Raw genomic sequence first — 15,476 nt, forward strand, 5'->3', positions numbered from 1 at the left:
TTCTACTCGTCTCCTTCCAGAGCCGCCTCGGCTGGCGATTCAGCAGGAGACTCATCGTGCTGTGCAGCGCGGTTAGAGCCACCTTCCGGATAGTCGCCGGCCGCGGTGTAACCGGTCAGTGAGCGGCCAAGGTTCCATGCCTGCGCCACCCGCACTGCGTCGAGGTTGTCGGCCACATTGTGAACTCGAACCGCCCATGCGCCCGCCGCTGCGGACAGCGCGGAAATTGCGGTAGTCGCAGCATCAGCCTGCTTTGGCGCGCGAGCCTCACTGCCGACGGCGGCGGCGAAACGCTTGCGGGAGGCACCGACCAATACGGGGAAACCGAGGTCAATAAGCTCCGGCAGGCCGTGGAGGAGCGCCCAATTGTCATCGGCGTTTTTGGCAAAGCCCAGGCCTGGATCCAGGACAATATTTTCCTCGACGATGCCGGCGCCCATGGCACCGTCGACAAGCTGAAGCAGGTGCTCACGGACATCGGCGACAATGCCGTCCGGGTGAGTTTCGGCGCGTCCAGAAGCGGAGCCGAAGCGATCGGTCTTCCAGTGCATCAGGCAGATGGGCACATCGGCATCGGCGCAGACTGCGTACATGTTGGGGTCTGCGAGACCGCCGGAGACATCGTTGATGAACACCGCGCCCTCGGCGATTGCTGCCTCTGCGACACTTGCGCGCATAGTATCGACGCTGATCAGGTGCCCGTCTGCCGCGAGCTCACGGACCACCGGCACGACTCGGGCAATTTCCTCATCCTCGGAAACGCGGTGTGCGCCGGGGCGAGTGGACTCGCCACCGATGTCGAGAATATGTGCGCCTTCAGCGAGCAGCTCGTGCGCATGGGCAATCGCCGCGTCGAAGGTCTTGTACAGGCCGCCATCGGAAAAGCTGTCCTCGGTGACGTTGACAATGCCCATCACTTTGCAGAGCTGATTCTCGATACCCATCTCCGCCGGCTGTCCTGCCTGCGCTTGCAAGGGGGATTCAGTCACCTTGTTGTCCAGCCTTTCCAATCGACCATTTAACTGTTGCGTTAGCTCTTGCGGATGAGCGCCATTGCCTCTGCGCGCGAACGGGCATCCGTCTTGAAGCCACCGCGGACGGCTGAGGTCACCGTGCGCGCACCCGGTTTGCGGATACCGCGCATGGCCATGCAGAGATGCTCCGCTTCAATGACGACGATCGCCGAGGCCGGATCCAGCCGCTCCACCAAGGCATCCGCAACCTGACTGGTCAGACGTTCCTGCACCTGCGGGCGCTTCGCATAGCCATCGACCAGACGAGCGAGCTTGGACAAGCCCGTCACACGACCGTCCTTGCCCGGGATGTAACCAATGTGGGCAACGCCGAAGAACGGCACCAAATGGTGCTCACAGGTGGAGTAAATCGGGATGTCCTTCACCAAAACGAGTTCCTGGTGATCCTCGTTGAAGGTCTTTGCCAGCACCTCAGACGGATCTTCAAACAGGCCCGCGAAAACCTCACGGTAGGCTCGCGCCACTCGCGCCGGTGTCTCTTTCAGGCCTTCCCTGTCGGGATCCTCACCGACGGCAATCAACAGTTCACGCACCGCAGCCTCGGCCCGCCCCTGATCGAATTCGCGCTCCATGATGTGTACTTATCGCTCCTCGTTGGTGTCCGGCTTGTCCTGCCAGGCGCTGTTGTCTTCGTTTCGCTTGACGACGCCGTCCTTATCCGAATCGTGCATCTGTGCACCCTTGTCATCGGAGTTGTCGGCGTTCTTCGCGTTTTCCGGACGTTCTGTGTGTTCCGGCTGCTCGTTATCCGGCAGGCGGAATCCGCGCAGCTCCTGCTGTTGTCCTGCCGACGGCATCACCGTAGTCGGGGTGGCATCGCTGCCAGAGTTGTTCTGGCGGTGACGTCCCCCCTGCCTGTCCCACGGCATCTTCGGAGGGGCAGGGATATTCGCGGGGCCGTTGCCACCGTTGCTACCAATACCGGTTGCCTTCGAGCCGAAGTCCGGCGCACCTGCCGGGTAGTTAGCAGTGCCCGGGTGCTGGCCACGCGCGTTGCCCTGGCCTTCCTGTGAACCCGGCTGATTCTGCCCCTCAGGGCGAGGAGTCGGCGCAGGCGCCGGTGCCGGTGCGGGAGCCGAACCGTGCGTGCTGCCGGTATCCTTCGGCGGCCAACCTGGAGCGGTCCAACCAGCCGGCGGTGGGGTGCCACCGTAAACCGGAACATTCGGTCGGTCCTGCTGGGCGCCCGGCAGACCCGGGACACTAGCATTACCGGCACCAGCGGAGCCTGCCGGCCCCTGACCATTGCCGTTGTTGCCCGCGTCCTGGTTCTCTGGTTCGCGGCGGCGCACCGGCGCGAAGATGTTGACACGCTTCGGCGGTTCCTCGCCGCGCTCGATTGCCAACTCCACCGGTGTCTTCACCGGCTCGCGGCCATCGGCCGGGTGCTTGGTGTCGCTATCGAAGAAGTTCAGGCGCTCACGCGGAACGACATCGGTGAAGATAACTTCCAGATCCGGACGACGCAGGGTCTCCTTCTCCAGCAGTTTCTCAGCCAGAACATCGAGAGTGTCGCGGTTTTCCTTCAGGATGGCGTAGGCCTCGTCGTGAGCCTTATTGATCAGCAAACGAACCTGCTGATCAATGGTTGCTGCCACCTCTGGCGAGTAGTCCAAAGAGCCGCTGCCACCGCGGCCGACGAACGGGTCGCCCTGCTCCTCCCCGTACTTCACCGGGCCGAGCTCCGGCGACATGCCGTACTCGGTCACCATGGCGCGAGCAATCTTGGTGGCCTGCTCAATATCGGCAGAAGCACCGGTAGTCGGCAGTCCGAAAACCAGCTCCTCGGCAGCGCGACCACCCATGGCGAAGACCAGACGGGCAAAGAGCTCTGGCAGGTTATACATGCCCTTGTCGTCCTCGGGGACGGTCAGCGCATGTCCACCAGTGCGACCGCGAGCCAAGATGGTGACCTTGTAAACACGCTCAATGTCCTTCAGCGCCCATGCGGCCAAGGTGTGACCACCCTCGTGGTAGGCGGTGACCTTCTTCTCCTGCTCGGAAATCACCTTGGAGGTACGACGCGGACCACCGATAACTCGGTCGACTGCCTCTTCCAACGCATCCGCAGTAATGATGTTGCCGTTGACGCGAGCGGTCAGCAACGCCGCTTCATTCAGCACGTTCTGCAGATCAGCACCGCTCATACCGGCGGTGCGCTTCGCCAGCGACGTCAGATCCGCATCCGGACCCAGCGGCTTGTTCCGGGCGTGGACCTTCAGAATTGCCTCACGGCCCTTCAGGTCTGGCGCACCCACCGGAATCTGTCGGTCAAAACGGCCCGGACGCAGCAGCGCCGGGTCGAGAATATCCGGACGGTTGGTCGCAGCCATGATGATTACGCCCTGACGATCACCAAAACCATCCATCTCCACCAGCAGCTGGTTCAGGGTTTGCTCACGCTCATCATGGCCGCCGCCCATACCGGCACCACGCTGGCGACCGACGGCGTCAATCTCGTCGATGAAGATAATGCACGGGCTGTTTTCCTTGGCCTGATTAAACAGGTCACGGACACGAGAGGCACCGACACCGACGAACATTTCAACGAAGTCCGAACCCGAGATGGTGTAGAAAGGCACTCCTGCCTCACCGGCGACGGCGCGGGCCAGCAAGGTCTTACCGGTACCGGGAGGACCGTAGAGCAGAACACCACGCGGAATCTTCGCGCCGAGCTCCTCGTAGCGAGCTGGGTGCTGCAGGAAATCCCTAATCTCGTCGAGCTCCTGGACGGCCTCATCGGCACCAGCAACATCCTCGAACGTATTGGTCGGGGTCTCCTTGTTCAGCAGCTTGGCGCGGTTGCCACCAAAGCCGAACATGCCGTTCTTGCCGCCTTGCATGCGGCTGAAGAAGTACATGATGACGAAGAAGAAGATCACCATCGGCAGCAGGAAGCCCAAGGTGGACATCAGGAAGGAATCCTGCGTGACCTTGGTATCGAACTTCTCCATACCCTTGGCGGCGGTGACCTTGTCAAAGACTTGGTCGGTCGCACGCGCTGGGTACTTGGTCATCACCTTCGTGACGTCCTCAGTACCCTCGACCTCCACGCCCTTCTTCAGGGTGAGGCGAATTCGCTGTTCACGATCGTCAATCTGAGCTTCCGTGACATTGCCCTTATCCAACTGGGTCAGGGCAACGGACGTATCCACCTCGCGGTATTCCCGGGAATCATCCGCCAGCTGAGTAATAGCAAAGAGGATAATCAGGATGATGCCGGCAACGGTGGCAAACCGGAACACCTTTTTCTTGTCCATACAGTGGGTTCGCTTTTCGCTCTCTACATCTATTAGTTGCTTTTATTAATTGTACGCATCAACGAGTTCTTCTCGAAGACACATCAATGTCACAACGTGGGGCCAGGGCTCATGGCACCTGACCCCACAGTAGGCATAACGCATCGCAACCGAAAAAAGTTTCCAACTCCCACTTTTCATAGCTAGAAGACAGCTAGAACTGCGGGAGGGTACGCGCGCAATGCCCGTCGTAAAGCATCGGCACTGTGCAATAAGCGCCGAAGACAGACCTAGCCCTGGTAAACGCGCGGGTGAAGCGTGCCGACGTACGGCAGGTCGCGGTAGCGCTCGGCGTAATCCAGGCCGTAACCGATGACGAACTCGTTCGGAATGTCGAAGCCAACATCCGCAACATCCAGGCTGGTGCGCACAGCCTCTGGCTTACGCAAAAGCGTAATGACCTCCAGGGAGCGCGGATTACGGTTGCGCAGGTTCTTCATCAACCAGGACAGGGTCAGGCCGGAGTCAATGATGTCCTCGACGATCACAACATCGCGTCCCTCAATATCGCGATCCAGGTCCTTCAAAATACGCACCACGCCTGACGACGAGGTGGAGTTTCCGTAACTGGAAACCGCCATGAACTCCATCTGGCTGGGAATGCTGAGCTGACGAGCGAAGTCAGTCAGGAAGAACACCGCACCCTTGAGCACTGCGACCAGAATCAGATCGTTGTCGGCATCCTTGTACTTCTCATTCACACGATGCGCCATCTCGGCAATGCGAGCATGCAGCTCCTCTTCGCCAATGAGAACTGCCTCTACCTCATCGCCGTAGGGGTTTGCGGGGACGTTGAAATCCTTCACATCATGCATCGCATTTCCTTTCCGCACTTCTATGGCGGCGTGTCGATGGAGCGTAACTGCCCCAGTGCAAGTTCAGGGTTATGGCAACCGATTGTTCTCAGCCGCCGGAAGTTGGATTGCGGCACCCTTCTTAAGGCACCGCGGGACGATTCATTACCAATTGTAGAGTGCCATCTTTTCGCTCAACGACCAACCTGGCATTTCTGTCAGCACCATCGCGACCGCGGGTCACCGGCACTTCGCCCTGGCCGTGATAGCGGTGCACGAGCGCCATCACCATGTCGATCTGTTTACTGCTGGGCTCCGCACCCGCCTGCCGCAACCAACGTGCGAGGACACGCACCGCGATGGCGTCGTCAAGCTCAGCCACCCCTCGCACAGACAGGCTCCCGCTTGCCGACGCCTCTTCCTCCCCCAGCAGCGCATGCAGAGCCGAATCGGCGTGAGCGTCCAAAAAGTCATTGTCGACTGCTGCAATCGCCGCAGTCTTAGCGAGATTTTCCGCAACTCCCGGACCCAGCTCCTGCTCCAGCAGCGGCAAAATCGTCTTTCGAACCCGGACGCGGGCGTAATGGTCGTCATGGTTGTGCGGGTCGTGCCACACCTTCAAGCCCAGCTCTTCGCAGCAGAGCTGAGTATCTGAGCGTCGCACACCGAGCAGCGGGCGCAGAATCCGAGTCCCGTCAGACCACGTGAGGTTGTCGCGGATGGCGGACAGCGCTTGCGGACCGCCTCCCCTGGCCAGCCGCAGCAAAACTGTTTCCGCCTGGTCGTCCAAGGTGTGGGCGAGCATCAGCGCCGCACCTCGAGATTGGGCGACCTCCCGTAGCACTGCGTGTCGTGCCAAACGCGCCTCATATTCGGGACCACGGTCGGAATTGTTGTTGATATCGACCGCGATAACCTCGGCCGTAGCCCCCATCCCCCGAGCAATGTGGGCGGCGCGCTCGGCAACTTTTGCAGAGCCCTGCTGAAGCTGATGATTAACTACGACGGCGTGGACTTTGCGGCCGGCCAGCGCACCCTTGGGCCCGAGAGCTTCCGCACAGGCCCCGGCGGTCAGGGCCAGCGAATCCGCACCACCGGAAAGCCCAATGACGACACCGCTGCCCAATTCCTGCCCCACCTGCTGCACTATCGCGCGGACAGCTTGCCGAATGATGAGGAAATGAGGGCTGCGGTCCGGCCAAAAAGGTCTAGCCAACGCGCCCACCACTTGCGATGGTTTCCATCGCGGTAAGCAGAATTCGCTCCTGGGTCGGGCGCGCAATCAGTTGCACCGGCAACCCAGAGGTCGGTTCCACAACGATGCCAGCCGGGAATCCCAGGTAATTCCACGTCGAGACGTAGGGAGTGAAGCGCAGATTGGACAGCAGGTTCACAATCCAGGGCATGCGATGCCATGCGCGAATTCGCGGTGGGTTCTTGGCCAGAGCCGGGGTAATCAAGATGGTGTCACCCGGTAGCTCACGCTCGATGCGAGCGCCATCGCGTGCCACTTGGCGGCCATTGATTGTGAAACGCAGCAAGCGTCCAATGCCGGCGTGGACTCGATTGCGCCACTCCAGGTGATCGGGGCGCGGCTCGTCGCGAAGCTGATCCGCCACCCCCGCAGTCCAGCGCGCGAGCATCGGCAGTGGGTTCAGCGGGTACGGCATGTTCTTTTCCGTGACGGCAAATCCCTTGTCCGCGAATACTCTCGCCGCCTGTTGTGCCGCATCGACGTACTCCGGTGCAGCCTTCAAACCGAATACGGGCGCAGTGGTGTCCACGCTGACGGCGAAGTTTTCAGGCAGGGTCTTCGCCGGATCCTCCGCATCCACCATGCCATTTGTGAGGATCTTGGTGATCAGGCGCAAGTCCTCGTTATTGACTGTGAGCACCCCTTGGACAGACATTCCGTACCAGTCATTGCCGCCCACGCGCCCCGGCATTGTTCCCGGGGTCGCCTTCAGAGTCGATAGCCCGCAGCACGCTGCAGGGATACGAAGTGACCCCATGCCGTCGTTGCCCTGCGCAAACGGAACCATCCCAGCGGCGACAGCCGCTGCGGATCCACCGGAGGACCCACCGGGAGTGTGCCCCGGCAGAATCGGATTGTCGACGGCCAGTCCCGGCAGCGTCGTCGTCCCCCACGTACAGAACTGCGGATTCACCGTAGTTCCCACCGCGATTGCACCGGCGCTAGTCAACTGCTGGACAAACGGGTTCTCTAGAGCGGTGTTTTCCTTCAGCGCAAATGGCACACCTGCGAGCGGCAACTCCGAGAGTTTCTCGCTTTGCTCGAGTTCCCGCGCAGCCTGCAGAGCCCTATCCGTCCACACTTCACGGAAGGCATGAATCCCTCCATCCAGTCTGGCGATAGCGTCGAGACTGCGCTGCACGCTGTCCACCGGGCTTAGCTTTCCCTCGCGAACCTGTGCGGCAATCTCGTGAACGGTTGGCAAGTTCCTAATCGCGGAAGTGTGAGAGGCCATTGCGGATTCATCTCCTCAAATTATTTTCAGTGGCAAATGAATCTCAGTTTAGATATCCGCAAGGGCGCTCGCTGCCTTATCGGACGCAGCTCTTGCCGGCAACAGGCTCGCCTCGTTGGAAATCAGTGCGAACGTCAGTACCTGTCCCGACTTCGTCACCACATATCCCGCCAACGCCGAGGCTTTATTCAGCGTGCCTGTCTTCGCACGGACGATGCCCGCCCCGGACTGACCAGCAAAGCGCGTCGCCAGAGTGCCGGACACTGCCGCCACCGGCAGGCTGTCCAACAGTGGACGCAACCGCAACGCAGTGCTTTCCGACGACTCCTGCGACTCCGCCAATCCCCCCTGCTCGGCCGATTCCACCGGACCCGCGGCCGAATTGAGCACCTCGGAGAGATGCTGCGGAGAAATACGGTTATCCGTGCTCAGGCCGCTGGAGTCTGACAGCACCGCGCCATCGAGAGGAAAACCGTGCTCCGCGAGAGTGTCACGCACGGCACGTGCGGCCCCCTCAAAGGTCGGCGGCAGACCGCGAGAGATAGCCACCTCACGGGCAATGGACTCGGCAAGCACGTTGTCGCTATAGTTCATCATCTCGTGCACACGGGTAACCAGCGGGGCTGACTGCACGAGCGCGACGAGGTCTGGATCCAGAGGCAGTGACTGACCATCCTTGGCCGCATCCCTCAAGCTGCCTCCGTTTTCCGCACCAAGCGCCTTGGCCAGTGCATCAGCGGCATCCGCGGCGGGCGTGGCGCTGCGCTGCGATTCTTCATTCGTCGGATCGATACGACCGGCGTCCATCATCACCGACTCCACCGGTGCGATGTAGCCGTCCTCCAGCCCTGCACGCTCCCAGGTCTCGTGGAAACTCTCGGTGAATAGAGAGTTGTCGAGATAAACCTTGCCGACCCCCTCCGGAATGACCACGGAAATCTTTTTCGCCAACTCAGCGATTGAAGCCGAGTCCTGGAAGAACCCTTCCCCGTCCTTGCTTAAGGTGGGGTCACCCCCGCCGTGCAAAACGATGTCGTTAGTCCCCGTAACCCGGGAGACGCGGGTGGAAACCCGATGATCTTCACCTAAGTCCAACAGTGCGGCAGCCGCAGTGAGAATCTTCATGCTGGACGCCGGCATGGCCACCGCGGTGTCATTGATCCCCCACAGTTTCTGGCCGGTAGTAGCATCGCTAACAATTCCATGCAGCTCACCGAAGGCTGGATCGGCCGCAGCAGCGTCCATGATGGCGCTGACTTTTTGGGCCAGAGCGCCGTCGTCAAGCGAAGACTGCGCCGCCGTCACAGGAGCAGAGACATGACTGACCGCGGGCGGTGCATCGACAACAATCTGACGATTGTTATTGACGACAACCGCTACGCCGCTGCCCGCTGCGATAACGAGAACACCGGCGATGGCACCGCCGATTTTCAGTCCGCGCGACTTCTTGGATTTGCCGGATTTTACGGAACTGGGCGATTTTTGCGTGCCCTTAGCGGCGGTTTTGGAGCTGTCAGAGTCGGTACTACCCACGGTCACAAACACCTTCTTCCTGAAAACAAAACCTCACTTAAGGTGCACAAATAAACGGTTTTGAGCGGGTTTCGCATAAGATAGCCGTCAGAGAAGTGTACACCGATTATAAGGAGTCATCGCCGTGAGCGTTGAGGTCACTATTGAGATCCCGAAGGGTCAGCGCAACAAGTACGAAGTCGACCACGAGACCGGCAAGGTCTACCTCGACCGCTACCTGTTCACCCCAATGGCCTACCCGGCCGACTACGGCTTCATCGATGAAACCCTCGGCGAGGATGGCGACCCGTTGGACGCTCTCGTGATCCTGCCGGAGCCGGTTTTCCCGGGCGTTATTGTCAAGGCTCGTCCGCTCGGCGTTTTCAAGATGACCGACGAGGCCGGCGGCGATGACAAGCTGCTGTGCGTCCTGGATGATGTCCGCTTCGACCACTACCAGGACATCGACGATGTTTCCCAGTTCACCAAGGACGAGATTGAGCACTTCTTCGTCCACTACAAGGACCTGGAGCCGGGCAAGGAAGTTTCCGGTTCGGGCTGGGGCAACAAGGCTGAGGCTGAGCGCATCCTGGCTGAGGCTATCGAGCGCCACAAGTAAGAGCCACAAGTAAGAATTGCGCTAGCCAATCTCCCTTCCTGGGGCTCGCACCTTTGACGCAGTTCCTGTGATTCAGCGCTACGGCCGTCGGAGTTTTCCTCCGGCGGCCTTTGTGCTTCCGGCGATAAGGTCAGATTGCGTATAGTGCGCACTATGGAAACCGTAAACGTATCTGAAGTACCCGAAGACGCACAGATCATTGATGTCCGCTCACAGATGGAGTGGGATGACGGCCACGCCACCGGCGCCGTTCACATCCCCATGGAAGAGATTCCGTCCCGCTACGGCGAGCTAGATTTGGATTCCGACATTTACCTGATGTGCCGCTCCGGTGGACGCGCCGCTCAGGTTTCTTCCTGGTTGGAGAAGAACGGTATCGACACCATCGTCATCACCGGCGGCATGATCGACTGGGAGCACTTCGGCCGCCCAATGGAGAAAGCCAACTAAATCAACTACAACTGCCCTGCCTACCTGCAGGGCAGTTTTTCATTTATTTACCCACCCCAAAGCACCGACCTTCTAACAATCCGCAGGCAAACAGGGGCATTATTAGTTGGCCATGTCCCATTATTGATGGTTCCCCAGATTGTCTAGTATGGGAAGTATGTCTGATTCATCCGTACTTTCCTCGGCGGACTCCGCCGACGCCAGCGGTGGTGTGGCAGCCGCCGTAGGCGCGAAGGTGCCTGCTGTCGACGCACAGAGCGGCACCAAGACGAAGAAGGCTCGCAAGGGGGCGAAAGCCAAAAACAAGGCCAGTGCTAAGGCCAGAACTAAGTCCAAGTGCAAGCCCGGCTCCGCAAGCGAACTCGCCGTCGCACCGGCCGCCCTGCGCAAATCCGCGTCCTGGTGCCTGGCGCAGCTCGATGCGGCTGTCCGCGCCAGTGTCAACGCGGCTCTTGGCCGCACTCAGATTGAGTCGATTTCCATCCGCGGTTATTGGGTTCTGGAGGCCATCGCCGATGGCGGCGACATGGCTCAAACCGAGCTGAGCGCGCTGCTCGGCATGGACCGCTCTGACATGGTTCGCCTGATTGACTCTCTGGAGTCGGCAAATCTAGTCGAACGCACCCGAGACTCCAAGGATCGACGCCGCCAGCTCATCGCGCTGACAGAAACGGGCAACACCACCCGCGCATCTCTGCGACGCTCACTCCGCAGAGCCGAACGCGCCGCCGTCGCCGAATGCGCACCCGAGGTACGCGCGCTGCTTGCATCGCTTGCCGACGACTCCGCTGCAAGCCCCGAAACCGATGCCGGCGCGAAGAACCCCGAGGCCGCTATCCCAGAGGTCACGGCCACTGAGACAGACACCAAGGACATGGCGGAGAATAAGACGCAGGCGACGTCGTCAAGCGATGCCCCGCGTCCTAAACGTAAGAAGTCGAAGAAGAAAAAGCGCAAGAAGAAGAATAAGAAGGGGGCTCTCAAGTGACAACCACTGAAGCGAAGTTCCTACGCGCTACGGAACAGCCGCTTGAGCGCACACTCATTGACATTGTCCGGGCGACCGCGCGAAGGTTCCCCGAGGCTGAGGCCATCGATGACGGCGAGGTTGTCGTCACGTATGCGGAGTTGATCAACGAGATTGATTCCACAGCTACGTGGCTGTACGAACAGGGCATCCGTCGCGGCGACCGCATTGGTGTGCGGATGCCGTCGGGAAGCCGCGAGCTCTACCTGGCAATTTTGTCCATCATGGCCGCCGGTGCCGCCTACGTTCCGGTGGACGCGGATGACCCCGACGAGCGTGCAGAAATGGTCTTCGGCGAGGCCGGTATCGCCGGTTACTTCGATGCTGAAGGCCTGCATTTGGCTGGCTCCACGGCACGTAATCGCCCCCGCCCGCTGGACTCCGACGCCGACTCCGACGAGGAAGAGACGGAACCGACGCCGCCGAACGCACGCGAGATCATCTCGCAGGAGCCCACTCCTGACGATGACTGCTGGATTATTTTCACCTCTGGCTCCACCGGCAAGCCCAAGGGCGTGGCGGTCACCCACCGCAGCGCCGCCGCTTTTGTCGATGCGGAGGCCCGCTGGTTCTTGGCCAACCACCCGGAAGGACCGCTCGGCCCGGATGACCGCGTTCTCGCCGGCTTATCCGTCGCCTTCGACGCCTCCTGTGAGGAAATGTGGCTGGCCTGGCGAAATGGTGCCTGCCTGGTGCCGGCTCCGCGTTCGCTGGTGCGCTCCGGCGTGGACCTGGGCCCATGGCTGATTTCCCGCCACATCACCGCTGTTTCCACAGTTCCGACGCTGGCCGGCCTGTGGCCCGCCGAGGCGCTCGACAGCGTGCGCCTGCTCATCGTTGGCGGCGAGGCCTGCCCGCAAGAGCTGGTCGAGCGCCTGTCCACCCCAGAGCGCGAAATGTGGAACACCTACGGCCCCACCGAGGCCACCGTCGTGGCCTCCGGCATCGAGCTGAGGCCCGGCAAGCCCGTGACCATCGGTTTTCCTCTGGACGGCTGGGACCTCACCGTCATCGACGAAGAGGGCAACCCCGTCCCACCGGGCACCAAGGGCGAGCTGGTCATCGGCGGCGTGGGACTCGCACGCTACCTGGACCCGGAGAAGGACGCCGAGAAGTACGCACCGCTGCCAGCTCTCGGTTGGGAGCGCGCGTACCGCACCGGCGACCACGTCATCATGGACGAGGACGGACTGTACTTCACCGGCCGCGTCGACGATCAGGTGAAAATCGGCGGTCGGCGAATTGAGCTCGGCGAGGTCGAGGCGCACCTGGCTGCCCTCCCCGGCGCTACTCAAGCGACTGTCGTGGTGCAGAAGACCGGTGCTGGCGATTCCATCCTGGTCGGCTACGTCGGCGCCGGTGGCGACGCCGCAGCCATGGACTACGACAAGTGCATGGATACTCTCCGCGATGCCATGCCAGCCGCGATGGTGCCACGCCTGCACATCATGGATGAGCTGCCGGTTCGTACCTCCGGCAAGGTCGACAAGGCGGCGTTGCCGTGGCCACTGCCTGCGCGTGCGGGTAAGGGCGACGTCGACAAGCTGAGCCCTGTAGAGAAGTGGCTGTCCGATATCTGGGCGGACGTGCTGTCCGTACCTGCGCCCGGCGCGGCCTCGGACTTCTTCGCCCTGGGCGGCACGTCCTTGGCGGCGGCGAGCGTCATTGCGCGCATTCGCCAGCGCGCCCCACAGGTCGCCGTGCGCGATCTCTACGACCACCCGCGCCTGGGCAATCTCGCTGAAGAGCTGGTAGCGCGCGGTTTCATCAGCGACGACATGCTTGCCGACACCAGCGACCCCACCGCTCACCTGGAAAAGGTGCCCGAGCCGACGCCTGTCTCCCGTAAGACCCGTTGGGCGCAGGTCTGCCTCATGGTGCCGCTGCAGTGGGCACGTGGCATGCGCTGGGTAACGTGGCTTGCGATTATCAACTGGGTTATCGGCGGGCCGCTGACACTACCAGGCTGGTTGGTGACCGTACTGGCCGTGTTGTTCCTGACCCCGCTGGGGGTCATGCCCATCAACGCGGCGACGACACGCCTGCTCACGCGCAACATCACCCCGGGTGATTACCCGCGTGGCGGTTCGGTACATCTGCGACTATGGGCGGCCGAACGTCTGGCAGAGAGCTCCGGTGCCCACTCAGTAGCGGGTGCTCCGTTCGTGCTGTGGTACGCCCGTATGCTGGGTGCCCGCATTGGTAAGGGTGTGAATCTGCACGCGCTGCCGCCGGTGACGGGTCTGGTCAAACTGGATGATTACTGCTCGATCGAGCCGGAGGTAGACCTGTCCGGATACTGGGTCGATGGCGATGTCGTCCACGTCGGCGAGGTCACTATTGGCAAGCACGCCCGCATCGGTGCCCGTTCAACGCTGCTGCCCGGCGCGCGTATTGGCAATGACGCTCACATCGAGGCGGGTTCCACCGTCACCGGTGAGAAGAAGGTCAAGGCTGGCGCGCGCTGGTCGGGTTCCCCGGCTCGCAAGGTCGGCCGGTCCAAGCACCGCTTCCCGGAGGAAGTTCCGCCGGCTCGCCGCCACTGGGTGGCTATCTACGGTCTCACCGCTGTTTTGCTGACACTCGTACCGCTGTCCGCTGCGGTCGCGATGGCTGCTGTCATCGGTTGGGGCACGGGGCTTATCGACGGCACCACCGAGCTAACCACCTCGAATCTCTGGCCAACGCTGGGTAGCGCCGTGCTGTGGGCTATTCCCGCCACCTTCGTCGGTGTTGCGGTGTATGCCCTGCTGACGCTGATTCTCGTGCGCCTGTTCAGCATCGGCCTGAAGCCGGGAGTGTTCCCGGTGCGTTCGCGCGTGGGTTGGCAGTCGTGGGCGACAATTCGCCTGATGGACGCTGCCCGTCACGACCTATTTTTCATCTACGCCTCCATGTTGACGCCGCTGTGGCTGCGTGCACTGGGCGCCCAAATTGGTCACGACAGCGAAGTCTCCACCGCGATCGGTATTCCGAAGTTCTTGCACGTCAAGGACGAGTCCTTCTTGGCTGACGACACCATGGTCGGCAGCTACGAGCTCGGCGGCGGTTGGCTGCTGGTGGGTGACTCCCGCATCGGCAAGCGCGCCTTCCTGGGCAACTCCGGCATCACGCTTCCAGAACGCAAGCTGGCGAAGAACTCGCTGGTGGCCGTGCTGTCCTCTACCCCGAAGAAGACCAAGTCCGGCTCCAACTGGTGGGGTTCGCCGCCAGAGCGCATGCGCCGCGTGGGCACCGTCTCCAGCGATGAGTCGGCGCAGACCTACCGTCCGACTACGGGATTGAAGGTCGCCCGCGGCATCGTCGAGACACTGCGCGTCCTGGCACCGATGGTCTCTCTCATGTTGGCTACGGTCACGCTGTTTATCTTGCAGGCCCTTGGCATGTTCACCGCGGAGTTGGTCACTGCAGGTGGCGTTGGCGCTGCCCTGCTCGGCCTGCTGGTCGCGTGGCTGCTCTCCCCTGCCGTGCTACTGATTGTTGGTGTGCTGGGGCTGCTCATCACGGTCGTGGCCAAGTGGGTGTGCGTCGGCAAGCACAAGCCCGGTGATCACCCACTGTGGAGCAAGTTCGTCTGGCTCAATGAGCTGCAGGATGCATTCGTCGAAATGGTTGCCGCACCGTGGTACCTGAACCCGGCGATGGCCACCGGCGGTATCGCACGCGCGATGCGTCTGCTCGGCGCGAACGTTGGCCACGGGGTGTGGCTGGAGACGTACTGGCTGCCCGAGACCGACCTTGTCAAAATCGAGCGGGGCGCTTCTGTCGGCCGTGGTTGTGTCGTTCAGACGCACCTGTTCACCGACCGCGTGATGACGCTCGACACCGTCCACATCGGACACGGCTCCGTCCTAGGACCGCACTCAGTCGCACTGCCGGCATCTGTGCTTGACGACGGCTGCCGCGTCGAACCCGGTTCTCTCGTCATGCGCGGTGACCATGTTCCTGCGCACACCTCCTGGCGAGGTAACCCAATTGAGCCAGTGGTGGCCAAGAAGTAGCCCGGATTGAGTGGGGGGCTTAGGTAGGAGCCTGGTAGGCACAACGGGCTGCAAATGTGAAACTGTGAGAGTTTATGACACTTTCAAGCCATTTTTCGGACAATTTTTGCTATAAACGCGGTCAGTAACTCCATTGGCCCGCTGCCAGCCATAACCGAGGTCACTAACTCGCATTGGGGCTAAGTAGGGCTAAGTAGCAAAAGGTGCCCACCCGGCGACACGCCGAGCGGACACACTTTTTGCTACTTAAC

At 61.4% G+C, this 15,476-nt stretch carries 11 protein-coding genes; 4 read left to right on the forward strand and 7 right to left on the reverse strand.

Translation table 11 applies throughout. The annotated features are described in order from the left end of the window. Nucleotides 1–2: 2 nt before the first annotated feature. The 7 genes from folP to dacB form a co-directional block, all read right to left on the reverse strand. Nucleotides 3–944 (reverse strand): dihydropteroate synthase, encoded by a 942-nt coding sequence (folP, locus tag HMPREF2751_RS03780; protein WP_016421487.1) that lies wholly within the window; start codon nucleotides 942–944, stop codon nucleotides 3–5. Between the two features lie 86 nt (nucleotides 945–1,030). Beyond that, entirely contained in the window at nucleotides 1,031–1,606 is a 576-nt protein-coding gene (gene folE, locus HMPREF2751_RS03785; RefSeq protein ID WP_016421488.1) for a GTP cyclohydrolase I FolE, read from the reverse strand. 9 nt (nucleotides 1,607–1,615) lie between these two features. Further along, complete coding sequence (gene ftsH, locus HMPREF2751_RS03790; RefSeq protein WP_049190662.1) at nucleotides 1,616–4,294, reverse strand: ATP-dependent zinc metalloprotease FtsH; 2,679 nt, start codon at nucleotides 4,292–4,294, stop codon at nucleotides 1,616–1,618. 269 nt (nucleotides 4,295–4,563) lie between these two features. Further along, the gene (hpt, locus tag HMPREF2751_RS03795) at nucleotides 4,564–5,148 is read right to left on the reverse strand and encodes a hypoxanthine phosphoribosyltransferase (protein WP_049190659.1); all 585 of its coding nucleotides are present in this window, start codon (nucleotides 5,146–5,148) and stop codon (nucleotides 4,564–4,566) included. Between the two features lie 121 nt (nucleotides 5,149–5,269). Beyond that, the gene (tilS, locus tag HMPREF2751_RS03800; RefSeq protein ID WP_224783774.1) at nucleotides 5,270–6,343 is read right to left on the reverse strand and encodes a tRNA lysidine(34) synthetase TilS; all 1,074 of its coding nucleotides are present in this window, start codon (nucleotides 6,341–6,343) and stop codon (nucleotides 5,270–5,272) included. Then, nucleotides 6,336–7,616 (reverse strand): amidase family protein, encoded by a 1,281-nt coding sequence (locus HMPREF2751_RS03805; RefSeq protein ID WP_070595488.1) that lies wholly within the window; start codon nucleotides 7,614–7,616, stop codon nucleotides 6,336–6,338. The genes tilS and HMPREF2751_RS03805 overlap by 8 nt, the downstream gene beginning before the upstream one ends. 48 nt (nucleotides 7,617–7,664) lie before the next feature. Then, on the reverse strand, nucleotides 7,665–9,149 hold the full coding sequence (gene dacB, locus HMPREF2751_RS03810; protein ID WP_246823138.1) for a D-alanyl-D-alanine carboxypeptidase/D-alanyl-D-alanine endopeptidase: 1,485 nt from the start codon (nucleotides 9,147–9,149) through the stop codon (nucleotides 7,665–7,667). 124 nt (nucleotides 9,150–9,273) lie between these two features. Here dacB and HMPREF2751_RS03815 point away from each other — a divergent pair, with 124 nt between their 5' ends. The 4 genes from HMPREF2751_RS03815 to HMPREF2751_RS03830 all read left to right on the forward strand — a co-directional run bounded on the left by HMPREF2751_RS03815 (nucleotide 9,274) and on the right by HMPREF2751_RS03830 (nucleotide 15,225). After that, a complete protein-coding gene (locus HMPREF2751_RS03815; RefSeq protein ID WP_172954623.1) occupies nucleotides 9,274–9,747 on the forward strand; it encodes an inorganic diphosphatase in 474 nt (157 codons plus the stop codon). 153 nt (nucleotides 9,748–9,900) lie between these two features. Next, on the forward strand, nucleotides 9,901–10,197 hold the full coding sequence (locus HMPREF2751_RS03820) for a rhodanese-like domain-containing protein (protein WP_016421494.1): 297 nt from the start codon (nucleotides 9,901–9,903) through the stop codon (nucleotides 10,195–10,197). A 157-nt stretch (nucleotides 10,198–10,354) separates the two neighbouring features. Then, nucleotides 10,355–11,185: a MarR family winged helix-turn-helix transcriptional regulator gene (locus tag HMPREF2751_RS03825; RefSeq protein WP_070595493.1), complete on the forward strand. Its 831-nt coding sequence runs from the start codon at nucleotides 10,355–10,357 to the stop codon at nucleotides 11,183–11,185. Beyond that, nucleotides 11,182–15,225: a Pls/PosA family non-ribosomal peptide synthetase gene (locus HMPREF2751_RS03830; RefSeq protein ID WP_070595496.1), complete on the forward strand. Its 4,044-nt coding sequence runs from the start codon at nucleotides 11,182–11,184 to the stop codon at nucleotides 15,223–15,225. The genes HMPREF2751_RS03825 and HMPREF2751_RS03830 overlap by 4 nt, the downstream gene beginning before the upstream one ends. Nucleotides 15,226–15,476 lie beyond the last annotated feature (251 nt).

Origin of the sequence: Corynebacterium sp. HMSC063G05 (genome assembly GCF_001810555.1) — a bacterium.
In the GTDB taxonomy this organism is placed as follows: Bacteria; Actinomycetota; Actinomycetes; order Mycobacteriales; family Mycobacteriaceae; genus Corynebacterium; species Corynebacterium jeikeium_D.

Bases quoted from the DNA above. Each gene is read 5' to 3' on its own strand.
- ftsH (WP_049190662.1), bottom strand. From the start codon at position 4,294: ATGGACAAGAAAAAGGTGTTCCGGTTTGCCACCGTTGCCGGCATCATC.
- HMPREF2751_RS03820 (WP_016421494.1), top strand. From the start codon at position 9,901: ATGGAAACCGTAAACGTATCTGAAGTACCCGAAGACGCACAGATCATT.
- folE (WP_016421488.1), bottom strand. From the start codon at position 1,606: ATGGAGCGCGAATTCGATCAGGGGCGGGCCGAGGCTGCGGTGCGTGAA.
- folP (WP_016421487.1), bottom strand. From the start codon at position 944: ATGGGTATCGAGAATCAGCTCTGCAAAGTGATGGGCATTGTCAACGTC.
- hpt (WP_049190659.1), bottom strand. From the start codon at position 5,148: ATGCATGATGTGAAGGATTTCAACGTCCCCGCAAACCCCTACGGCGAT.
- HMPREF2751_RS03805 (WP_070595488.1), bottom strand. From the start codon at position 7,616: ATGGCCTCTCACACTTCCGCGATTAGGAACTTGCCAACCGTTCACGAG.
- HMPREF2751_RS03825 (WP_070595493.1), top strand. From the start codon at position 10,355: ATGTCTGATTCATCCGTACTTTCCTCGGCGGACTCCGCCGACGCCAGC.